This window comes from Azospira restricta, from assembly GCF_016858125.1.
In the GTDB taxonomy this organism is placed as follows: Bacteria; Pseudomonadota; Gammaproteobacteria; order Burkholderiales; family Rhodocyclaceae; genus Proximibacter; species Proximibacter restrictus.
In genome coordinates, this window is the sequence record NZ_CP064781.1 from 1943811 (window position 1) to 1965768 (window position 21958).

Below are 21958 nucleotides of genomic sequence, written 5' to 3' on the forward strand. Positions count from 1 at the left end.
AAACACGATGCTCACCCACGAAGACCTCTACAGCCTCGAACAGTACGCCCGCCTGCGCCCCGAGTTCCGCGCGAAAGTGATCGCCCACAAGAAGAACCGCCTCGTCCATCTCGGCGCCAACGCCACGCTGCACTTCGAGGACGCGCTGACGATGCAATACCAGGTGCAGGAGATGCTGCACCTCGAACGCATCTTCGAGCCCGAGCTGATCCAGGAGGAACTCGACGTCTACAACCCGCTGATCCCCGAAGGCAGCAACTGGAAGGCGACCTTCATGATCGAGTACCCGGACGAGAACGAGCGCCGGCAGAAACTCGCGCAGCTGCACGGCATCGAGAAGGCGGTGTGGATGCAGGTCGCCGACTTCGCGCGCGTGCATCCGATCGCCAACGAGGACCTCGACCGCGAAACCGAGGACAAGACCGCCGCCGTGCATTTCCTGCGCTTCGAGCTGACGCCGGCGATGGTCGCGGCGGTCAAGCAGGGCGCGGCGATCCGCGCCGGCATCGACCATCCGGGGTATCGCGCCGAGGCGACGCTGCCGCAGGCGGTGCGCGATTCGCTGGCCGGCGATCTGCGCTAAGTCGTCCCCGTCGTTCCGGGCTCGACCCGGAATCCGCTTGCCGCCGCGGCGGGTGCGACCACGCCAACCGCGATGACTCCCCGAGCATCGATCGATGCGCTACGGCCGGGGCGTCGGCGCGGCTTGCGCAACTTGCCCCGCCAGCGCCTGGCTGCACGCCGCCGGATCGCGCTCGCCGGGGTCGATGAAGGGCAGGATCGCCGCCAGCGGGTTGAGCAGCGCGAGGCCCAGCGCGCCGGCGGCGCGGGCGGCGATCGGCGCCGTCGCCGGCGCGAGCTCCGGATCGGCGAAGCTGCCGCGCACGTGGAACGGCGAACGCAGCGTCAGCGGCGAGACGTTCTGCGGCTTGGCGGCGACGCGCAGGTCCAGTCGCTCCCGGGCGAAATCGATGCTGCCGTCGACCATCACCACCGTTACCGGCGTCGCGATCACGGCCACGCGCGGCGTCACGCGGCCGCGCTTCGCCTCCAGGTCGATCACCGCGCATTGCACCGGCTGCCGGTCGTCGCCGCGCAGCAGCAGGCCCAGCCCCTGCGCGACGTCGAGCCCGAGGCCTTCGAGCAGCAGGTGCGACAGGCTGCCGTCGCGCACCGACAGCGATGCCCGCCCGTCGAGCGAGGCGAGCAGCTCGGCGCTGGAGCGGCCGTGGCCGACCAGCCGCGTGCGCCCGTGCAGGGTGCCGGTGAACCACGGCGGCGGCGCCTCGTCGCCGCGGCGGCGGATGTCGTCGTCGGCGGCCTGCGCCGCCTTCAGCCAGCGGTCGAGGCGGACGCCGTCCCAGCCGAGGTCGGCGCGCCATTGCGGCCGGGGCTGGCTGGCGTCGACCGCCAGCGTGCCGGAGAGGCGCCCCCGGGCGCTGCGCGCGTCGATGTCGGCCAGCGTCAGGCGGCCGCCGGCCAGCGTCAGCCGGGCGCGCAGCGGCGCGATCGGCTGGCGGAAGGCAGCACCCAGGTCGACCTGCCGCAGGTCGATGGCGATGCCGGCGTCCAGCCGCGTCAGCGAGGGCAGGTCCAGCGGGCGGTCCGGCAGCGTGCGGCCGCCGGCCGGGCGCACGACGGCGCCGTCCGCGTCGCGGGTGCCGAAGGCCGGCGCCAGGTCGGCGAGAACGAAGTTGCGGCCGGTGAGCGTGCCGTCGAGACGCGGCGGACTGGCGGCCGCGTCGTAGGTGAACTCGCCGGCGAGGTCGCTCCGGCCGACCCGGGCGCTGGCCACCGTGATCCGCCACTGCGGCGACTCCCCGAAATCCCTGGCGACGCTGCCCTGCAGGCGGAAGGGCGCGGTGGTCGGCAGCGTCGTGTCGAACAGGCGCCCGAGCAGGCTGAGCGACGGCCCGCGCACCGCCACCGTCCCGCGCAGCGCGTCGGCGACCAGGGTGCCGGCGAAATCGAGATGCAGCCCGGCGTAGTCGGCCTGGCCCTCGACCGCGATCGGCTCGCCGGCCTTTTCCGTCGGCACGCGCGGCGGGCCGTCGGGCAAGGTGACGCGGGCGCGCAGCGGGCGCTCGCGGAGCCGGCCGGAGATCTCGGCGACGACGGCCGGCGACGCATTGTCGCGGGGGGCCAGCGTCGAATCGAGGTCGACCGCCAGCAGCGGGTCGCGCAGCACGATCCCGCCCTGCTGCACGCCCAGGCGCTCGACCGTCGGCGGCGGCCGCGTCGACTCCGCCGCGAACTGCCAGCTCGCGCGGCCGTCCGCGAGGCGGACCAGGCGCAGGTCGAAGCGCCGCGCGCCCAGTGCCGCGACGCGCAGCGGGGCGCTCGGCTCGCGCAGCGCGAGCAGGTCGCGATAACGCAGGCGCAGCGTCAACCCGTCGGCGTCGATCAGGTGCGGAACGGAAAAGCCGGCGGGCGCGGCGACCCACAGGCCGCCCGCGTCGACATGGAGCGTGCGGCGGAAATGCAGGCGGAACGGCGCCGCGATGCGCACCTCGCGCCCCAGCTGCGCGCTGAGCACGGCTTCGGCCGGCGCGCGCAGGAAGAACCAGCCGCCCGCCTCGCTGGCCGCCAGCGCGGCGACGTGCAGCAGCGGCAGCGACCAGAAAAGCCATCGCCGCCGGGTCATGGCGCGTCGCTCCCGCGGGCGCCTGCCCGCGCCGGTGCGGCGCTGCACGCGATGCCGCTCTGCATGAGGATGCCTCCTGTTCGCCGGCCTCGGGCGCCCGCGCCCGCGCCGGCGGGCGTCGGGCGTCGGGCGTCGGGCGCCGCCGGCCGGCAAGCGGCCGGCGGCTTCCGGCTCAGTCGTCAGCCGAAGACGACGATGGCGACGAAGACGAAGCGCCGCCGACCTTTTCCGCCGCCCGGTCCAGCGCGCGGCCAGTCGCGTCCGCGCCGCGCTTGATACCGCGGCCCGCCGCCGACAGGCCGACCTCGATGCCGTGGCCGGCCGCCTCGGCGCCGCGCTTGATGCCGCGACCGGCAGCCTCGACGCCATGCTTGATGCCGCGGACGGTCGCTTGCGCGCCGCGATCGACGGCCGCACCGGCCCTTTCCATCACACCTTGTTCTTCGGCCTGCGCGGTGCCGGCCAGACAGATGCCGCAGATCAGCGCGGCGAGTGAACGTTTCATTTGCAACCTTCTTCGTGGATACCTGTTAGGTAGATACCACCGGACGGGGCGAAGTTTCGTAGCAGGAGGTAACGGATTGTTTCGGGGCTTAGGGGGATGGCAGCAGGTCGGCTTTTGTGGCCGTCCGCTTGTTTTCGAATTTGGTCCGCAATGCGTCCGTCACTTGCTACTCAGGGTTGAAGTCGACGAACGCGAGCAGTCGCCCCGACTCAGCTAGAAAATGCATCTACGCTGATGATTACCAGGAAGAGGTTTGCCATTTTGCACGGTGTCAAATCATTGTGCTGCGGTGCTGCGGAAGCGCAAAGATTTTTCTGCAGTTAAGCCGATAGATCTCGATTGGCATATCATTTATAAGTTGTATTTTCAGCCTAGCAACCGGGAGCGAAAAGCAAGCTATGCCCATGGACTATGAACAGTACCAAGCTGAGGTAACCGCTGATATTGCAGACGTACTCGCCGCTGCGAAATGCCAACCTATTCTTTTCGTGGGCTCAGGATTCTCGAAACGCTACGCAGATGGTCCGAACTGGGAGGAGCTGTTAAGGCAACTGGCAGAGGCTTGCCCACAGATCGACAAGGACTTCGCTTATTACAAGCAACTGTACGACGGCGATTTCAAGAAGATTGGTTCGATTTTCACGGATTTGTACCGAGAATGGGCGTGGGGCAATGGTAGGAGCGAATTCCCTGCGGAGTACTTTGACGCGAAATTCCCTGGCGAAGTGTTCATTAAGCACAAGATCGCTGAGCTGTTGGGAAGACTGAGCCCCATCGGAAAGGGCGCTTACGGTCCGGCTGAACTTGAAGCCGAGATAACTGCGCTCAAGAACGTGCGCCCACACGCGATTATCACAACAAACTACGACCAAGTCATCGAACCGCTCTTCGCAGACTACGAGACTGTCATCGGACAGCAAATTATGCGGCTCGGGTATCTTGCCATCGGCGAGATTTTCAAAATTCACGGTTGTCTATCAGAGCCACTATCATTGATTTTTAACGAGGCTGATTACAGGAAGTTTGAAACTGATCACAAGTACCTCAGCGCAAAGCTCCTCACGTATTTCATAGAACATCCGTTGGTATTCGTCGGCTATCGCGCTGATGATCCAAACATCAAGGATGTGCTTGCTGACGTACACCACATGGTCGGCGCTGGGCCGGGTCTGATACCTAACATCTATGTATTAGAGTGGGATCCGACACTGACCGCCGCTTCTTATCCTGCACGTGACAAGGTCTTGTCAGTTGGGCACGACGTGAACATCCGCATCAAGAGCATTAGCGCGAGCTCATTCGAATGGGTATTCAAGGCACTCGGAGCGCAGGGCGAGCTTGAAAAGGTAAATACGAAGCTACTGCGTTCGTTGATGGCTCGTTCGGTTGAACTCGTGCGCAGCGATATTCCGAAGAAGCACGTTGAGATCGACTTTAAGACCCTAGAGCATGCGGTGAACACAGGAGAGAACTTCGCGAAACTCTTTGGCGTCACCACGCTGTCTGATCCGTCACAAGTCAACCTGAACTACAAGTACACGTTGACCCAAGTGGCTAACGAGCTTGGATACGACTACTGGAATCGCGCGAATGACCTGATTACAAAAATCAAGGCTGAAACTGGCTTCGACCTAAAGGCCAGCGACAATGCTTACCACATAAAAATGCGCACCGGAATGGCCGAGGGCAGTGTCACGAACAAGTACTCTGAAGCATGCGTAGATCTGCTTCGAGCAGTCAAAGATGGCAAAAAGTACTCGTTGCAGAAGCAGGATGTTGAGGTTATTAAGTCCTAGCGCTTCTCAGATAGTAGCAAGGATCTCCTTTGTTACCGAGCTGGTCAGTGGCTTCGACCGAAAGTCCGCAATCAACGTGATGCCGCCAGTTCGGTCATGAACTGGAACAAAAATATGCCTTCTCACATTGAAATTCCGATTCACCTGCTTGGCACCGTATCCCTCCTCGGACTTGTTCTTGGCCTGAGGATATTGCTTGACTTAGAAATGGGCATATGGATCGTTCGTGTCCTGCATTGGGCTCCGACGCGCTGGATTTTTCGACATAGATATGTTGTGCTGAAAGGCGACTGGGAGCACGTCTGGGAGGGTGAAGTTGGCAACTACCTTAAAGAGACGGACCGCCATGGTCAGCACTACATGTACCAACTCTTTCGATGGGTATATGCCGGAACTCGGTCAAGAGGAAAAGTATTTGCAGCGTTTGGGAGAATACAAGGCGACTACCTGATTGGGCGCTGGTATGACAAGAATGACGAGCACGGTTATTTCGGAGCATTTCAGCTGCGGATCGTCGATGGCAATCACCTGGCAGGGAAATGGGTCGGGCATTCAAAAAAGAATCCCGGACTCATCAGGAGCGGTGACTGGACCTGGACGAAGCTGCATGATTGACGCATCCCAAAATGCAGCAAAAAAATCGTATTCACAGCAATACTTCACGGATCTGTGACAAAGCTGTTTAGGTCAGCAAATTTTAGTTGGTGACCTGATTGCAAAATGGCCAAGCTTCGCCTTTGGATCGGGAGTTCACGTTGGCAGGGAAATCCAGTTCGTTTTCAACCCGCCATTAAACGTCAATTATCCGATGAATTGCTGCCCGAAAGACTTTGGCAATCGAACGGCCGAAATGGCCGAGCAGCTGCCATTGGGGAAAACAGGCTGACCACGAGAAAGCCGTCGCTACGCGGCCACCAACGACTTCATCTCTTCCCCGCTCTTGCCGCCTGCTCCAGCATGTCCAGATAAAGCCTCTCCACGCGCTCCCGCGCCCATGGCGTGCGGCGGAGGAACTTGAGGCTCGAGGCGATGCTCGGGTCCTGGTTGAAGCAGCGGATGTCGATCCGGTTTCCCAGGCCCTGCCAGCCGTAGAAGGCAACCAGTTCGTTCAACAGCCTTTCCAGCGTCACCCCGTGCAGGGGATTGTTTTTCTGCGTATCGGTCATCGTTCAATCGTCGTCAGGTCGGCGGCATGGGGCGGCGCTCGTTCGCCCGAATTCCTGCGTCGGTCATCGGTACTGGAAAAGTCGGCCGACGGCCCGGCGTAACGCGGTAGACTGCGTGGCCGTGATCCGCGGCGCCGGCCAGTCGAGAAGAATGACGCAAAACAGCCAGAAGATTCGTTTTTTTCGACGGCACATCCCGCAGTTCGAGTGCGTGCCGGGTTGCCACGACTGTTGCGGCCCGGTCACCGCCTCCAGCGAAGAGCGGGCGCAGCTGCCCGCGAGAAGCGAGGCGCAGCGGGCGGCGGCGCTCGCCGCATGGGTCTGCCCCTATCTCGGCGAGCATGGCTGCGAAGTCTACCTGGATCGCCCGCTGATCTGCCGCCTGTTCGGCACGACGCCCAGGCTCGCCTGCCCGAACGGGAAAGCGCCGGCGGTCATGATCGACCCGCGCCTGGAGGAGGCGGTCTACAAATCCCTGGCCGAGACGCGCCAGCTGCTGATCTAGCCCCGTCGATCCGGCTCGGCCCGGATGCCGGCCGGCGGCGCGGCCTCCCGGCCCTTGCCTGGTTTCGTCGCTGCGGCGAGTCACCCCGCCTCGGCGAACTGCTCGCGCAGGACCTCGATGGTGCCGGCCTCGCCGCGCAGCCTGAAGAAGGCGCCGTCCTCGTCGGCGCGCTCGTCGATCACCTCGCAGCTCGCGTAGATGTCCTTGCGCAGCTGCTGCGCCGACCATGGCAGGAACAGCTCGGCCTCGACCAGGTCCTTCTGGAAGAAGGCGACGATGCGCTGGCGCAGCTTGGACACCTCGTCCGGGCGACGGGCGCTCATGACGATGCAGTCGGGGTATTTCTCGTGCAGCGCCGCGGCCATCTCCGCCTGTTCGTCGGCGTCGCCGACATGGTCGATCTTGTTGAAGACGCGCAGGCGCGGCACTTCGAGTGGGTGGCCGATCCGCGCCAGCGAATAGCCGGCGCCGCTCATCGCGATTCCTTTCGCGTCAGGTTGGCCCACAAGGCCTTGCCGGCGTCGGTCAATCGATAGCGCTGCAAACGGCTGCCAGGGTTGTCGGGCAGGGTCATTTCGACCAGCCCCTTTTGCAAGGCTGGGCGCAGATAGTTCGTGCGGAACGTCGGGCGGTGCCGCAGCCCCAGCCGCCGCTGGATTTCTGAAGGTGCGAGCGTTTCCGTTCCCAGTGCCATAAGCAGGCGATGCAGCGGGTCGCCGGACGACTCGATCGACCCAGTCGCCGACCCAGTTGCCGACCCAGTCGCCTGCGATGCCGAAAAAGCAAAGGTCACCCACAAGCCGGAATGCGCTGCCTCCAGCACCGGCGCTGGCGTCCCGGCGGACTGGCAGGCCTCCAGCATCCGCTCGATGCCGCGTCCCCACGACTCGATCTGCCCGGCGCGGAAAAAGGCGTTGGCTACATCGGGGTTGAACGGCAGCGAGGAGTGCTTGTCCAGCAGCCGTTCCACGGTCCATTCCGGCGGCAATTGGCCCGGGTTCCAGATCATCAGTTTGTCCGGGTAAACGCTGATCTGGATCGGCGTCGCGTTGGCGTAATCCTTGTGCACGACCGCGTTCAGGATCGCCTCGCGCAGCGCCGGCTCCGGCACCGGATAGGTCTCGATCCGCTGCAGACCGGCGTAGGAAATCCAGGCCCGCAGGTACTTGGCCTGCAGGATTTCGATGGTCCGATTGACCTGTGCCAGCAGGCCGCCGTGCACTTCATCCTGATAACGCAGGTCGACGTTGTTCTCGAAGAAGCCGATCTTGACGTAGGCGCCGGTGACGAAGCGCTCCGGGTCCGGGTGGAAGAGCAGTACGGCGGCCCGCTTCAGATACTCGCCTTCTCGCAAATGCAGCTTGTCGAGCAGCGCCGGATCGGGCTCCTTGAGGATTTCCGTAGAGAGGCGCCCGCTGTTCAGCGCCTGCCGGCGAAAGTCGGCCAGCGCCCGCGCATCGAGGTCGTTGGCGCTGACATACGGCAGCGGCACGCCGTCCCAATGCAGCCCCTGCTTCTTCAAGAGGAAGCGGCCCAGCGCCGCGCCCTTCAGCTCCTGCTTGGTGCTGCCGCTGCGGTAGTGGTATTCGCCCTTGTAGCTGATCGGGCTGGGGTAGGGATCGACGCGGATTTCCAGCAGCTCCTTGCCGGCCTCTTCGCGCAGATTGACGTCGACCATGATGCCCAGCACGTCGCGCACCTTGTTCGGAATCTCCTGCAGCAGCCGGTGCGCCTCCGGCACGCCGACGGCGACGCCCTGGTCGTCGCGGCCGATCACCAGCACGCCGCCCTCGGCGTTGGCGAAACCGCAGACCCATTTCAGGTACTCGTCGCGCCAGGATTCCTTCCACTCGACGTGCTGGTGTTCTTTTGCTGCCGGCATGTCCGCTCTCCGATCACCCCCGGAAGGGATTATGTCATTTCGCTATCGCGCGCTCGATACCGGCGTCTGAAAAATCGGTTGATGGCCCCATGTGCTTTGTAGCCGGTTGTCGAGGCCTGCTGTGTCCTTCAGGTACGGTCCGGCTTCCGCGTCGGGTTGAGGGCTTTCTTCAGCCCACTTCGGCGAACTGTTCGCGCAGCACCTCGATGGTGGCCTGTTCTCCACGCAGTCGGAAGAACGCCCCATCCTCATCCGCCCGCTCCTCGATCACCTCGCAACTCGCATAGATGTCCTTGCGCAGCTGCTGCGCCGACCACGGCAGGAACAGCTCGGCCTCGACCAGATCCTTCTGGAAGAAGGCGACGATGCGCCGGCGCAGCTGCGCCACCTCGTCCGGGCGGCGGGCGCTCATGACGATGCAGCCGGGGTATTTCTCGTGCAGCGCCGCGGCCATCGCGGCCTGTTCGTCGGCGTCGCCGACATGGTCGATCTTGTTGAACACGCGCAGGCGCGGCACCTCGTGCGCGCCGATCTCTTCCAGCACCTGGTCGGTGACTTCGAGCTGGCGTTCGAAGCCGGGGTCGCTGGCGTCGATCACGTGCAGCAGCAGCTCGGCGTCGAGCGCCTCGTCGAGCGTCGACTTGAACGAGGCGACCAGCCCGTGCGGCAGGTTCTTGATGAAGCCGACGGTGTCGCTGACCAGCACGCGCGGCACGCTCTCCGGGTACAGCGTGCGCACGGTGGTGTCGAGCGTGGCGAACAGCTTGTTGGCGACCAGCACCTCGCTGCCGGTGAGCGCGCGCATCAGCGTCGACTTGCCGGCGTTGGTGTAGCCGACCAGCGCGACGCCGGCCAGCCCGCCCTGGCGCTCCTGCCGGCGTGCGCGCTGGGTCTTGCGCTCGGCTTCCATGGCGGTGATTTCGAGCTGCAGTTCGGCGATGCGGTCGCGAATCTTGCGGCGGTCCATCTCGGTGTGCGATTCGCCGGCGCCGCGGCCGCCGACGCCGCTGCGCTGCCGCCCCTGCGGGCCGGCCAGCTTGGCCGCCTCGCGCAGGCGCGGCGCCATGTAGCCGAGGCGGGCGATCTCCACCTGCGCCTTGGCGGCGCGCGAGCGCGCGTTGCGGTGGAAGATTTCGAGGATGACCATGGTCCGGTCCATCACCTCGCAGCCGGTCTCCTTCTCCAGGTTGCGCGCCTGCGACGGCGAGATCTCGTGGTCGACGAGGATCACGTCGATCTCCTGCGCGCTCGGCCGGATGGCCGTTGCGCGCGCCTCCGGCGGCGCGTCCCATTCGTCGGCCTCGGGGATGTCGTGCACGTAGCGGCGGATCTCCTCGCGCTTGCCGGCGCCCAGGTAGGCCGTGGTGTCGAAGCCGGAACGCTTCTGCGTGAAGGTGTGCACGACCTGCAGGCCGAGCGTCTTCGCCAGCTCGCGCAGCTCGGCCAGCGAGGCCTCGAACTCGAAGTCGCTGACGTTCGGCAGCTGCACGGCGGCGACGACGGCGGTGCCGGGGTTCTCTGTGGCGTCTCTTTGCATTGCGGGCGGGCTTTTCGTGAATGGGCGAAGGCGGAGTGTACCCGCCATTGGCGGGGCGGGAGAATCAATCGGCGACCGGGCCGCCGTCGCGTCAGGCTCCTCCCCCTTTATGTCCCGGAGGGACGGTATCCCTCGGGACAAGGGGGAGGTTGGGTGGGGGATGGGGTGAGGGGGCGCAATGTGTCCGGCCTGTTCCGCGGCTTGTAGCCCCATCCCCACCCCGTCCCTCCTCGTGAAGGGGAGGGGGCGCGCCTTGGTCCGGGGGGAATCGTCAGCCGCAGTGCGCCGCCCGCTGCGGACGGCGCACTGGCGCAGCCTTACTTCGCGACGTCGTCGTGATCGGTCGACACGGCGAGCGACAGCCACTGCTCCAGCTCCCGGTCGACGAAGCGGTGCTTGTCCGCGATCTTGGCGACCGTGTCGCTGCCGAGCGGCAGGCGCACCGGCGGCTGCGGGCTGTCGGCGAGCACCAGCAGGGCCTCGGCCAGCTTCTTCGGATCGCCCGGCTGCCGGTGGTTCGCGCTGGCCATCAGCGCCCGCATCTCGCCGACCGTGGCGGCGTAGTCGGGGTATTCGATCGCCGTCTTCACCAGCGAACTCCGGTCGAGGAAGTCGGTGCGGAAGAAGCCGGGCTCGACCACCGTCGCGTGGATGCCGAGCGGTTCGAGTTCGATCGCCAGCGCCTCGGTCAGCCCCTCGACCGCGAACTTGGTGGCACCATACACGCCCCAGCCGGCATAGGCCGAGTAGCCGCCGATCGACGAGATGTTCACGACGTGGCCGCTGCCGGCGCGGCGCATGTGGGGCAGCACCGCGCGGGTCACGTTGAGCAGGCCGAAGACGTTGGTGGCGAACAGCTTCTCGACTTCGTCCGCGCTCGATTCCTCGACGGCGCCGAGCAGGCCGTAGCCGGCGTTGTTGAGCAGCACGTCGATGCGGCCGAAGCGCGCGACGGCGGCCTCGGCGGCGGCGACGGCCTGCGCTTCCGAGGTGACGTCGAGGGCGAGGCTCAGCAGCCGGTCGTGCGCGCCGAGCGCGGCGGCGACGGCTTCCGGCCGGCGTGCGGTGGCGGCGACGTAGTCGCCGCGGGCAAGCGCTGCGCGGGCGACCTCCAGGCCGAAGCCGCGCGGGGCGCCAGTGATGAACCAGACTTTGGGGGTGGTGTTGGACATTTCGGTTTCCTCTTTGCTCAGTGATGAATGGGGTGGGCCCGGGAGCAAATCTAGGCTTTCCGATAGCGAATAACTAGGCTCATAATTCGTGTTTGATTCGCAACCAAAGGATGCCAATCGATGGATGACCTGAAGGCGCTGTCGACGCTGGCCCGCGTCGTCGAGGCCGGCAGCTTCCGGCAGGCGGCGCTCGAACTCGGCGTGGCGCCGCAGGCGACCAGCAAGACCGTTCGCCAGCTCGAGGCGGAACTGGGGGTGCGGCTGCTGCACCGGACGACGCGCAAGCTGAGCCTCACCGACGAAGGCGCGCTGCTGCTGGAGCAGGTGCGTCCGGCGCTGGCCTCGATCCGCAGCGCGATGACCGAGATCCAGTCCGCCCGCCGCGAGGTCGGCGGCACCCTGCGCGTGACGGCACCGCGCTCGGTCGGGTTGCATCTGGTGCTGCCGCTGGTCGCCCCGTTCATGCAGGAATATCCCGAGCTCGCCGTCGACCTCGAACTGGAGGATCGCTTCACCGACATCGTCGCCGAGAAGATCGACGTCGGCTTCCGCATGGGCGCGGGGATGGATCGCAACGTCGTCGCGCGCCGCCTGATGGACATCCAGCAGTGGGTCTGCGCGTCGCCCGAGTACATCGCGCGGCACGGCGCGCCGAAGCGCTGGTCGGACCTCGCGGCGCACCGCTGCACAGGGTTCCGGCACGCCAACACCGGCAAGCTGATGCCCTGGGAATACGCCGAGCGGGAGCAGATGGCCTATACCGACGTCGCCGCGCGCTTCGCGACCAACGACGTCGACGCCGAGGCGAGTGCCGTGCTCGCCGGCATCGGCATCGGCCAGATTCCGAACTACATCGCCGCGCCGCTGATCCGCGAAGGCCGGCTGGTGCATCTGCTGACGCGGCATACCAGCCAGCGCATCGGCCTGTTCCTCTACTACCCGCAGCGCACCCATCTGCCGCAGCGGACGCGGCGCTTCATCGACTTCGCCGTCGATCGCCTGCAGGCGGCGGCGCGTGCGCCGGCCGGGAAGAATTCGACGCGTTGACGGCGGCTGGCGCCGCGCGCGGCGCGATCGGCGTCGCAATGCTTGCGCGGCCGGCGCGCGGCAGCGCCGTCCATTGCCCGTCGCGGTGCCGCGCCGGCCGGTGCGCTGCAGATTTCGTTTGCCATGCGCCCCGGGGGTGCGTATTGTGCACCGCAGCGATTTTTGGATAGTGTTGTTGTCTTGTCGGTCGGGTTGCCGCGCTCCTGCGGCGACTTTCCCCATTTTCACCGCGCCCTCTCGATCTCGTCCCGTTCCGGGGCCATGCCGCGCCATCGCGGCCGTCCGCCCGGGCCATCCGTTTCGACCGACCCGCCGCGGCGGTCGAGCCCCGCCGTTTCTTCGCGACCAGGAGCCCCTCATGCAAAACGCCATCCAGCGCACCGAACTCAAGACCTACTACTACACCCCCGTGCATTGTCCCTTCTGCGGTACCCGCGTGATGGGCGCCGACCCGGTCGACGAGACGCGCATCACCGCCTGCGCGCACACGCTGTTCATTGCCCACGACACAGCCTTCGAGTACCGTTCGGAGCGGCTCGACCGGCACCTCAAGCTCAACGGGCTGAGCGAGAAGGAGGTCGAGGAATGCTGGCTGCGGGAAGAGGGCGGGGTGGATGCGTTCACCGACCGCATCACGCTGGCCGATGCGGTGAAGGTCGCCGCCTACGCGCCGGCGCCGTCGGCCTACGGTTCGTACTACGGATTCGCGCCGACCGAATGACCCGTACCCGAGCGGCACCTGCGACAGAGGACGACCCGACATGGCGGATGAAGCGAACGAAATGAACGGATTGAACGGAATGCCCTGCGCCGCAGCGCCGCTGCCCGACCTGCTGGCGGCGGCCTTCGCCGCCCGCCGCGAGCTGCTCGCCCGCTGCGCCGCCGAAGGCACGACCGCGTACCGGCTGTTTCACGGCAGCGCCGAGGGCTACGGCGGCCTGAGCATCGACCGCTACGGCGACGCGCTGCTCGTGCAGTCCTTCCACCGGCCGCTGGCGGACGGCGAATGGCAGGCGATCGAGGCCTTCTACCGCGACGCGCAGCCGGGCCTCTGCGCCTTCTACAACGACCGCAGCATGGGCAATTCGCGCGTCTCGAACCTGCTCGCCCGCGATGCGGCGAAGCTCGCGGCGCAGCCGCGCACCTTCAGCGAGCTGGGCGTCAACTACCGTTTCCGCGCGCGCCACGACGGCCAGGACCCCTGGCTCTTCCTCGACCTGCGCGCGGCGCGCCGGCGCGTCGCGCGGGAGGCGGCGGGGCGCAGCGTGCTCAACTGCTTCGCCTACACCTGCGGCGTCGGCATCGCCGCCGCGGTGGCCGGCGCCAGCGAGGTCGTCAACATCGACTTCGCCGAATCGGCGCTGGCCGTCGGCAAGGAGAACGCCGGCCTCAACCGCATCCCGATTTCGGTGCGCTTCATCCGCAGCGATTTCTTCGCGGCGCTGCGGCAGTACGCCGGCCTCGGCCAGAACCGGGTCGTCCGCGGCAAGCGGCTGCCCGACTTCCCGAAGCTCGACGTGCGCCGCTTCGACCTCGTCTTCCTCGATCCGCCGCGCTATGCGCGCAGCGCCTTCGGCGTCGTCGACCTGGTCAACGACTATCCGGCGGTCTTCAAGCCGGCGCTGCTGGCGACCGCCGAGGGCGGCACGCTGTACTGCTGCAACAACGTCGCCGAGGTCGACCGGCTGGCCTGGCTCGACCAGCTCGAACGCAGCGCGCGCAAGGCCGGACGGCCGATCCGCGAAGCCGAGTGGATTCTTCCCGAAGCGGATTTCCCGAGCCGCGACGGCAACCCGCCGCTGAAGGTGCTGCGCCTGTCGGTGTAGTCGCCGCCGGCCGGCGCCGTCACTTCGGCGCCCGGCCGCCCACCGCGATCCGCTCCGTCCGCGGCGGCCACACTCCCTTGTCCGCCGCCCTGCCGCCGTCGAATACCAGCCAGCTCTGCCGCCCGTAGTGCGGCAGCCCGCGCTCGAGCGCGCGCAGCGCGGCGGCGTCGTTCCCGGAGACGACGGCGTACGGCGTTCCCGCCGCGTCGCGCCCGGCCCACACCTGCGCCGTGCCGCGGCCGCCGGCGGTCGCCGGTCGCGGCGGCAGGCCGCGCGCGGCGAGCCAGGCGTCGACCGCCGGCGCGCTGCCGATGACCAGCATCGGCGCCGGTCCCGCGGTTTCCGCCTTGACGCCCGAATCGAGCAGCCGCACCGCCAGCGCGCGCGCCGCCGCCTGCAGCGCCGGGTCGGCGTCGACTGTCTGCAGCGCCGCCTGCGGCGCGACGAAGACCTCGCGCAGGATCGCCGGCAGCACGGCGGGGTCGACGCGGCGCCACAGGCGGTAGTCGGGGTCGAGCTCGACCGCCTGCGCGGCGCCCGCGTCCTTCAGCACGATCGTCGCGCGCGCCGTCGCGAGCGGCACGCGGCGCGTCTCGACGCGGTCGGCGAAGACCAGGCGCAGCGGCACGGCGAGCGCGTAGGGGCTGCCGGCGCCGCGCTGCGTCAGCGTCACCGCCAGCGCGTCGCCTTGCCGTTCGGCGGCGGCCAGCTGCAGCGCCGGCGCGCCGGCGCGCTCGACCCACTGCTTGAAGAAGCCGCGCAGCGGCCGCCCGGCCTCGCGCGCGAAGGCGGCCTCCAGTTCCGCCCAGCCGGCGCTGCGGAAGCGCTGCTCGTGCCAGAAGCGGCGCAGGCCGCGTTCGAAGACGTCGGCGCCGATCTCGTCCTTGAGCATCAGGAACAGCATCGCCGCCTTGTTGTAGCCGACGATCGACGAGATGCCGTGGCGGCGCGCGACGAAATCGCGCAGCGCGGTATCCGCACCCGGCGGCACCGCGGCGAGGTCGCGCAGCCAGCCCAGCCGCATGTCGAGCGCCGCCGCCTCGCCCTCGTCCTCCTTGTAGGCGTAGTCGGCGAGGAAGGTGGTCAGCCCTTCCGACCAGTTGCCCTTCGCCCAGTCCGGATAGACGCCGTTGCCCCACCAGTTGTGCAGCACCTCGTGGCCGAGCGAGGTGGCGCGGATGAAGGGCAGGCGCAGCACGTCGCGGCCGAGGTAGGTCAGGCCGGGCATGCCGAAGCCGGTCGGCGTCGGGCTGGAGACGACGCTGAACAGCGCGAACGGGTAGTCGCCGATCAGCCGGCTGTAGCGCTCGACGTAGCGCGCCGAGTCGTCGAGGTAGCCGGTGGCGAGCGAGGCGAGCTCGGGGTGGAACCAGGTGCGGATGCGGATTTTCCGGTCGCCTGCCAGCGTCAGCGTGCGCTCGCCGACGACGTAGGGGCCGGCCATCAGGTCGATGCCGTCGGCCGGCTGCGGGAAGCGGAATTCGGCGCGGTAGCCGTCGGCGTCGTCGCGCTCGTGCACCAGTTCGCCCGGCGTCAGCCCCTTCTGGCCGGCGGGCAGCGCCAGCGCGACGCGGTAGCTGAACAGCTCGCCGGGGTCGGGGTACCAGCCGGCGACGGCGGGCAGGAAGCTGCCGTCGGGGTCGGCGGTCGGCGCGCGCGACTGCAGCACCTCGCGGTGGTCGAGCGCCTGCAGCGGGGCGAGCGTCGCGCGGTAGGCGATCTCCGCGCGCTTGGTGCCGGCCGGCAGGCGCACCCACTGGCGGCCGGCGCGCGGCGTCGCGACAGGCGGCACGGCGCGGCCGTCGACGCTGAGCGCGGTGATCTCGAAGTTCGGCGCCAGCGCGAAGCCGGCCAGCGAACGCGTCGGCTCGCTCTCGGCAAGGCGGGCGGTGGCGGCGAAGGCGCGCGTCGCCGGGTCGAGGCGGACGTCGAGGTCGAGCTGCGGCGTGGCGGCCGCGGCGAAGGGGAACGCCGCCAGCAGCGGCAGCAGTCGTTTCGCAAGCGAGCGGGGGCGGCAGCGCATCGCGGCCTCCCTACCTGCTGTCGTCGACCGGGAAGCGGACGACGATCTCCAGCTCCTCGCCGCCGCGCTTCACCTTCAGCGGCAGCCAGGTGCCGGGCGTCTGCTGCTGTACCGCGTAGCGCAGCGCCTGCAGGTCGCGCAGCGGCAGCCCGCGCGCCTCGACGACGAGGTCGCCGGCCTTGATCCCGGACTTGTCGGCGACGCTGTCGGCGAGCACGCGCGCGATGCGCACGCCGCCCTTCTCGCTCTCCATCGTGATGCCCAGCCGCGGCGGGTTGGCCGCCGGCGGCGCGACGACCAGCAGCGCGTCGGCGACGCCGGCGGCGATCTCGCTGCACGGCTCGTCCTGCCGCCAGGTGAGCAGCAGCCCGCTGCGGGCGACGCCGAGGTCGCGCAGCTGGTGCGCGATGCCGTGCCCGTGGCGCACGTGGCCGGCGCCGACGATGCCGACGACGAGGCTGCCCGGGTTCTGCTTCAGGTGCTCGGCGATCGTCTGCGCCATGCCGCGGTCCCAGGTCGCCTGCGCCTCGGCGAAGCGCTGGAAGCCCTTGTCGCCGTCGACCTTCTCCGGGTGGTGCTCGTAGATCCGGCGCAGGATCTTCTGGTATTCGGCGGACGGCTTCGCCGGCCGCGTCAGGCCTTCCTTCTGTTTCTCCGCGACCGCGTCCCAGCCGTTGCGGGCGACCGCGTCGATCAGCTCGCGCTCGACGTTCATCGCCAGCATCGGCAGCCGGTGCATGCGCGCGAAGTGGAACAGCGGCAGGTAGTCGCGCGCGTCGTAGCCCCACACCTTGTCCCATTCCGCCTGGCGCAGGAACGCGCTTTCGCTGAACTCGCCGGCGACCCAGCGGTCGAGCAGCGGCTGCAGCCGGCGCGGGAACATCTCCAGCGCCAGCGCCAGCTGCGGCCGCTTCGCGTGCAGCTGCGCCAGCGTGTGCAGCTGCCAGCGGTGGTCCTCGGCGCTCTCGTGCGATTCGCCGAGCAGCACCGCCTGCCGGTCGGCGACGCGCTCGATGATGGCGGCGCTGGTCAGCGGCGCCGCGGTCTTGCCGGGAACCAGCCACTGGCCGGGCTGGCCGCAGGTGTCGGCGGGCGCCGCGCAGGCGGCGAGCGGCAGCGCGCAGGCGACGGCGATGACGGCATGGCGGATACGGCGTGGGCGCATCGGATTTCCCTTCGGCGATTCATCCTGTGGTCATCGGGATTATGCCGCTTCGCCGCGCCGGCGGTTCAGTCCGCTGCCGCCTCCTTGAGCGACATCGCCCACTGGATCGCCAGCACGCTGCCGAGCACGGCGACCAGGCCCGCCAGCGACAGCCCGCGCAGCGACTGCCCGAGCAGCGCCCAGCCGAGGATCACGGCGGTCAGCGGGCTGAGCAGCGCCAGCGAGGAGACGGCCACCGGCGACAGCCGGGCGACGCCGCGGAACCACAGCAGGTAGGTGAGCAGCGCGCCGAACAGCGAGAGGTAGGCGTAGCCGGCGACGGCGGCCGGCGCCAGCGGCGGCAGCGGCGCCTCGAAGGCGAGCGCGAGCGGCAGCAGGACGAGGCCGCCGATGCTCAGCTGCCAGCCGGTCAGCGCGAGCACCGGCAGGCCGTTCCGCCAGCGGCGGCCGAGCCAGGTGCCGGCCGCCATGCAGGCGGCGCCGAGCAGGGCCGCGCCGGCGCCGAGCGCATCCCAGCGGCTGTCCGGGCCGAGCAGCATCGCCGCCATGCCGGCGATGCCGACCGCCGCCGCGACCAGCGCCAGCGCCGGCGGCCGCTGCCGGTCGGCGAGCCAGACCAGCGCCATCACCAGCAGCGGCTGCGTCGCGCCGAGCACCGCCGCCAGCCCGCCGGGCAGGCGGTAGGCGGCGACGAAGAGCAGCGCCTGGAAGGCGCCGATGTTGAGCGTGCCGAGCACGGCGAGGCGCCACCATTCGCCGCGCGCCGGCAGCAGCCGGGTGGCGGCGAGCAGCAGCAGGCCGGCCGGCAGCACGCGCAGCAGCGCCGCGTGGAAGGGCCGGTCGGGCGGCAGCAGTTCGCTGGTGACGACGTAGGTGCTGCCCCAGATCACCGGCGCGAGCGCGGTGAGCAGCGTGATGAGCGGCGCCTGCAGGCGTTCGGGAACGGACATCGACGGGACTCCGCGGAAGGAAAAGGGGCCGGTGCCGGTTGCCCGGGCCAGCGGCGGCGAGGAGGCGTCAGGCCTCAGGCGCCCCCCAGGAGGACTTCCTCGCGATGCGCCAGGCGCATCGCTCAGGCGCACCCCAAGGGCACTTCTTCGCGATGCGCGAGGCGCATCGCTCAGGCGAACAGTTCTTCGAGCTGGGCTTCGGCTTCGGCGAAGCCCTTGGTCGCCGCGTCGGCGCCCATTGCCAGGCCTTCGGCATAGACGAACTCGACGTCGGTCATGCCGAGGAAGGCGAGCACGCTCTTCAGGTAGGGCACCTGCGAGTCGGCCGGGGTGTCGCGGTAGAGACCGCCGCGGGCGAGCGCGACATAGACCTTCTTGCCGGTGAGCAGGCCCTCCGGGCCGTTGGCGGTGTAGCGGAAGGTGACGCCGGCGCGGGCGATCGCGTCGATCCAGGTCTTCAGCTGCACCGGCACGCCGAAGTTGTACATCGGCACGCCGAGCACGATGACGTCGACCGCCTGCACCTGCGCGATCAGCGCGTCGTCGAGGGCGACGCGCGCCGCCTGTTCCGGCGTGCGCTCGCCGGCCGGCGTGAACAGCGCGCCGAGCGCCGGCTCGTCGAGCACCGGGTGCGGGTCGGTGGCGAGGTCGCGCAGCTCGACGACGGCCTCCGGGTGCTGCGCGCGCAGGCGGGCGGTGATGGCGTCGGCGAGACGGGTCGAGTTGGCGCCGCTGGCGCGGGCGCTGGCGTTGATCTGCAGGATGTTCATGGTGGCTTCTCCGTTTGGGGGTTCGGGACCGGACCGCCGGGGCCCGATGCATGGAAGCCATTCTATTGATCCAAAACGTACCGATAAATACAGTCTGATTGGTTATACTGTTCCATATTCGGAACAAAAGGAGGGGCGATGAGCCTCGACGCCAACGACCTGATCCTCTTCGCCGCGGTCGTCGATGCCGGCAGCTTCTCGCGCGCCGCCGAGCGAGGCGGGCAGCCCAAATCGACGCTGTCGCGGCGCATCACGCAGCTCGAAGCAAAGCTCGGCGAGCGCCTGCTGACGCGCACGACGCGGCGGCTGACGCTGACCGAGTTCGGCGAGCGCATCCTCGAGCACGCCCGCCGCCTGCAGGAGGAGGCCGACGCCGCGGCGGCGCTGGCGCAGCACCGGCAGGCGACGCCGCGCGGCGTGCTGCGCGTGTCGCTGGTGCCGAACTTCGCCGAGCTCGACCTGACGCAGTTCCTGCTCCAGTTCGCCGCGCGCTACCCGGAGGTGCGCCTCGAACTCGACCTCTCGCCGCGCCGCGTCGACCTGCTCGCCGAGCGCTACGACCTCGCGCTGCGCGCCGCCGCCCGCCTGCCCGACGACGCGACGCTGGTCGCGCGCAAGCTGTGCGACATGCACAACGGCCTCTACGCCAGCCCCGCCTACCTGAAGCGCTACGGCGCGCCGCGGACGCCCGACGAGCTGCTGCGCGGCCACGTCGGCCTGCGCCTGATCGGCGGCACCGGCGAGGTCGCGCCCTGGCAACTGGCCGACGGCAAGCGCGAATGGACCGGCATCCCCGACGGCGCGCTCGCCGCCAATTCGCTCAACCTGCTGCGCGACCTCGCCGCGCACGGCATGGGCATCGTCGGCCTCTCCGAGCGCTACGTGCGCGACTGGCTGGCGCAGGGCAGGCTGGTGCGCGTGCTGCCGGACTGGCAGCTGCCGACGGTGACGCTGTGGAGCGTGACCCCGGGCCGCCGCCTGCTGCCGGCGCGGACGCGGGTGTTCGTCGACATGCTGCAGGAAGCGCTGGCGGAGGCGTAGTCGGGGCAGGGGCGGCGCGCTAGTCGGTGCGCAGGCCGCTGCGCAACTCCTTCGCCGCGAGATCGACGAAGGCGCGCAGCTTGGGCGGCATGAAGCGTTGCCGCGGATGGATGAGGTGGATCGGGTCCGCCTTGGCGTGCCAGGCCGGCAGCACCTGGACCAGCCGGCCCGTTGCGCACTCCTCGCGGCACAGGTAGAGCGGCAGCAGGGCGACGCCTTCGCCGGCGATCGCCAGCGCGCGCACGACCCGGATGTCATTGACCATGACCTGCCCCGGCAGCGGCACGACGACGCTGCCGTGGGGGTCGGTCAGCGTCCACGCATCGCGGCCGAGCGGCGTGAATTGCAGGCAGCAGTGGTGGCGCAGGGACTGCGGCGAATCGAGGGGCGGCGCCGATGCCAGGTAGTCGGGGCTGGCCACCGGCTCCCAGCGGGCGATGCCGACCTGCCTGGCGATCAGCGACGAATCCTTGAGGTGGCCGGTGCGGATCGCGACATCGACGCCCTCGGCGACCAGATCGACGTAGCGATCCGTCAGCAGCATCTCGACCTGCACTTTCGGATGCTCGCGCCGCATCCGGGCCATGATCCCGGCCAGCAGGTGATCGCCGAGGTCCGCCGGCGCCGTCGCGCGCAGCCGCCCGCTCGGCTCGCCGAGCGCTTCGGTCACCGCGGCCTCGGCATCGAGCATGTGCCCGAGCCCGGTCGCGGCGTGCGCGAAGTACAGCTCGCCGGCCTCGGTGAGATGCAGCCGCCGCGTCGTCCGCTGCAGCAGCGTGACGCCCAGCCGCTTTTCCAGCGTCATCACCCGATGGCTGACCGTCGAGGTCGGCAGGCCGAGCAGGCGGGCGGCGGCGCTGAAGCTGCCGGCCTGGACGACCTTGACGAAGACCGCAGCCTGGTTCAGGTCCATTATCCAACCATATGTAAAGTGTTTTCGTATTTAACCATCTAGTGGATCAATTGTCTGCCGCCTAAAGTACGTCCATCGACGAACAACGGAGCGCAGTCATGAAAAAACTGGCCTTCATCAAGCGCAGCAACGGCCGGCACTGGGTCGGCGACGGCTTCCCGGTGCGCAGCATCTTTTCCTATAGCGACATCGCCCGCGAGATGTCCCCCTTCCTGCTGATGGACTATGCCGGCCCGGCCGATTTTCCGGCCACCGCGCGCAAGCTCGGCGTCGGCCAGCATCCGCATCGCGGCTTCGAAACGGTGACCATCGTCTATCAGGGCGGCGTCGCGCACCGCGATTCCTCGGGCGGCGGCGGCACCATCGGCCCCGGCGACGTGCAGTGGATGACCGCCGCTGCGGGCGTCATCCACGAGGAGTTCCATAGCCCGGAATTCGCGCAGCAAGGCGGCGCCTTCGAGATGGTCCAGTTGTGGGTCAACCTGCCGGCGAAAGACAAGATGTCCGCGCCCGGCTACCAGGGCATCACCGCCGACCGGATTCCCGAAGTCGAACTGCCGCGCAATGCCGGTACCGCCCGCATCATCGCCGGCCGCTACGCCGATGGCCGTGTCGAAGCGGTGGGCCCGGCGCGCACCTTCACGCCGATCAACGTCTGGGACCTGCGCCTGAAGGCCGCGCATCGCGTCGCCTTCGAGCTGCCGGCGGGACACACCGCCGCGCTGTTCGTGCTGCACGGCGCGATCCGCCTCGAGGAGCGCCACGACGTTCGCGCCGCCGAACTGGCCGTGCTCGAGCGTGCCGGCAGCCGCCTGGAATTCGCCGTCACCGCCGATACGACGCTGCTGCTGCTCGGCGGCGAGCCGATCGACGAACCGGTCGTCGGCTACGGCCCCTTCGTGATGAACAGCCAGGACGAGATCGTCCGGGCGATCGACGATTTCAACCACGGCCGCTTCGGACAGATCGGCCGCTAACCCCGCAGCACCCCCCAACCCCTGCAAAGGAGATCCACC

At 68.5% G+C, this 21958-nt stretch carries 21 protein-coding genes; 9 read left to right on the top strand and 12 right to left on the bottom strand.

The genetic code is table 11. The features are described from left to right. The first annotated feature begins 7 nt into the window (after positions 1–7). On the top strand, positions 8–583 hold the full coding sequence (locus IWH25_RS09525) for a DUF3501 family protein (protein WP_203389063.1): 576 nt from the start codon (positions 8–10) through the stop codon (positions 581–583). Positions 584–682: 99 nt separating this feature from the next. Here the strand turns inward: IWH25_RS09525 and IWH25_RS09530 are convergent, their stop codons facing one another. Beyond that, a complete protein-coding gene (locus IWH25_RS09530; protein ID WP_203389064.1) occupies positions 683–2644 on the bottom strand; it encodes an AsmA family protein in 1962 nt (653 codons plus the stop codon). Between the two features lie 172 nt (positions 2645–2816). Beyond that, complete coding sequence (locus tag IWH25_RS09535; RefSeq protein WP_203389065.1) at positions 2817–3149, bottom strand: hypothetical protein; 333 nt, start codon at positions 3147–3149, stop codon at positions 2817–2819. A 404-nt stretch (positions 3150–3553) separates the two neighbouring features. Here IWH25_RS09535 and IWH25_RS09540 point away from each other — a divergent pair, with 404 nt between their 5' ends. Together IWH25_RS09540 and IWH25_RS09545 are read left to right on the top strand one after the other, a co-directional pair. Next, positions 3554–4945 (top strand): SIR2 family protein, encoded by a 1392-nt coding sequence (locus tag IWH25_RS09540; protein ID WP_203389066.1) that lies wholly within the window; start codon positions 3554–3556, stop codon positions 4943–4945. 96 nt (positions 4946–5041) lie between these two features. Continuing rightward, positions 5042–5560, top strand: a complete 519-nt coding sequence (locus tag IWH25_RS09545) for a hypothetical protein (protein ID WP_203389067.1) — start codon at positions 5042–5044, stop codon at positions 5558–5560. 308 nt (positions 5561–5868) lie between these two features. Here IWH25_RS09545 and IWH25_RS09550 read toward each other — a convergent pair whose 3' ends face one another. After that, positions 5869–6111 carry a VF530 family protein gene (locus tag IWH25_RS09550; protein ID WP_203389068.1) on the bottom strand — a complete coding sequence of 81 codons (243 nt, stop codon included), beginning with the start codon at positions 6109–6111 and terminating at the stop codon, positions 5869–5871. 115 nt (positions 6112–6226) lie between these two features. Between IWH25_RS09550 and IWH25_RS09555 the strand changes: the two genes are divergently transcribed. Then, complete coding sequence (locus IWH25_RS09555) at positions 6227–6616, top strand: YkgJ family cysteine cluster protein (protein WP_238999055.1); 390 nt, start codon at positions 6227–6229, stop codon at positions 6614–6616. 80 nt (positions 6617–6696) lie between these two features. On the opposite strand, the gene IWH25_RS09560 is transcribed toward IWH25_RS09555, so the two are convergent. From IWH25_RS09560 to IWH25_RS09575, 4 genes are all read right to left on the bottom strand, one after another. After that, entirely contained in the window at positions 6697–7092 is a 396-nt protein-coding gene (locus IWH25_RS09560) for an HflX GTPase family protein (protein WP_471221509.1), read from the bottom strand. Next, positions 7089–8498: a Fic family protein gene (locus tag IWH25_RS09565; protein WP_203389069.1), complete on the bottom strand. Its 1410-nt coding sequence runs from the start codon at positions 8496–8498 to the stop codon at positions 7089–7091. Before IWH25_RS09565 ends, IWH25_RS09560 begins: the two co-directional genes overlap by 4 nt. 169 nt (positions 8499–8667) lie before the next feature. After that, positions 8668–10035, bottom strand: coding sequence for a GTPase HflX (gene hflX, locus IWH25_RS09570; protein ID WP_203389070.1), 1368 nt, complete (start codon positions 10033–10035; stop codon positions 8668–8670). 317 nt (positions 10036–10352) lie between these two features. Continuing rightward, on the bottom strand, positions 10353–11207 hold the full coding sequence (locus IWH25_RS09575; protein WP_203389071.1) for an oxidoreductase: 855 nt from the start codon (positions 11205–11207) through the stop codon (positions 10353–10355). Positions 11208–11327: 120 nt separating this feature from the next. Between IWH25_RS09575 and IWH25_RS09580 the strand changes: the two genes are divergently transcribed. From IWH25_RS09580 to IWH25_RS09590, 3 genes are all read left to right on the top strand, one after another. Beyond that, the gene (locus IWH25_RS09580; RefSeq protein ID WP_203389072.1) at positions 11328–12254 is read left to right on the top strand and encodes a LysR family transcriptional regulator; all 927 of its coding nucleotides are present in this window, start codon (positions 11328–11330) and stop codon (positions 12252–12254) included. 358 nt (positions 12255–12612) lie between these two features. Then, positions 12613–12975 carry a hypothetical protein gene (locus IWH25_RS09585; protein WP_203389073.1) on the top strand — a complete coding sequence of 121 codons (363 nt, stop codon included), beginning with the start codon at positions 12613–12615 and terminating at the stop codon, positions 12973–12975. 79 nt (positions 12976–13054) lie between these two features. Next, positions 13055–14080, top strand: a complete 1026-nt coding sequence (locus IWH25_RS09590) for a class I SAM-dependent methyltransferase (protein ID WP_203389074.1) — start codon at positions 13055–13057, stop codon at positions 14078–14080. Between the two features lie 19 nt (positions 14081–14099). On the opposite strand, the gene IWH25_RS09595 is transcribed toward IWH25_RS09590, so the two are convergent. The 4 genes from IWH25_RS09595 to IWH25_RS09610 all read right to left on the bottom strand — a co-directional run bounded on the left by IWH25_RS09595 (position 14100) and on the right by IWH25_RS09610 (position 18988). After that, a complete protein-coding gene (locus IWH25_RS09595; protein ID WP_203389075.1) occupies positions 14100–16103 on the bottom strand; it encodes a M1 family metallopeptidase in 2004 nt (667 codons plus the stop codon). Positions 16104–16113: 10 nt separating this feature from the next. Beyond that, positions 16114–17268, bottom strand: coding sequence for a ChaN family lipoprotein (locus IWH25_RS09600; RefSeq protein ID WP_203389076.1), 1155 nt, complete (start codon positions 17266–17268; stop codon positions 16114–16116). 65 nt (positions 17269–17333) lie between these two features. Beyond that, positions 17334–18218, bottom strand: coding sequence for an EamA family transporter (locus IWH25_RS09605; protein ID WP_203389077.1), 885 nt, complete (start codon positions 18216–18218; stop codon positions 17334–17336). Positions 18219–18388: 170 nt separating this feature from the next. Beyond that, positions 18389–18988 (bottom strand): FMN-dependent NADH-azoreductase, encoded by a 600-nt coding sequence (locus IWH25_RS09610; RefSeq protein WP_203389078.1) that lies wholly within the window; start codon positions 18986–18988, stop codon positions 18389–18391. Between the two features lie 138 nt (positions 18989–19126). Here IWH25_RS09610 and IWH25_RS09615 point away from each other — a divergent pair, with 138 nt between their 5' ends. After that, on the top strand, positions 19127–20029 hold the full coding sequence (locus IWH25_RS09615; RefSeq protein ID WP_203389079.1) for a LysR family transcriptional regulator: 903 nt from the start codon (positions 19127–19129) through the stop codon (positions 20027–20029). 19 nt (positions 20030–20048) lie between these two features. Here IWH25_RS09615 and IWH25_RS09620 read toward each other — a convergent pair whose 3' ends face one another. After that, the gene (locus IWH25_RS09620) at positions 20049–20942 is read right to left on the bottom strand and encodes a LysR family transcriptional regulator (protein ID WP_203389080.1); all 894 of its coding nucleotides are present in this window, start codon (positions 20940–20942) and stop codon (positions 20049–20051) included. A gap of 98 nt (positions 20943–21040) precedes the next feature. On the opposite strand from IWH25_RS09620, the gene IWH25_RS09625 reads away from it, so the two are divergent. Further along, positions 21041–21919 (top strand): pirin family protein, encoded by an 879-nt coding sequence (locus tag IWH25_RS09625; protein WP_203389081.1) that lies wholly within the window; start codon positions 21041–21043, stop codon positions 21917–21919. Positions 21920–21958 lie beyond the last annotated feature (39 nt).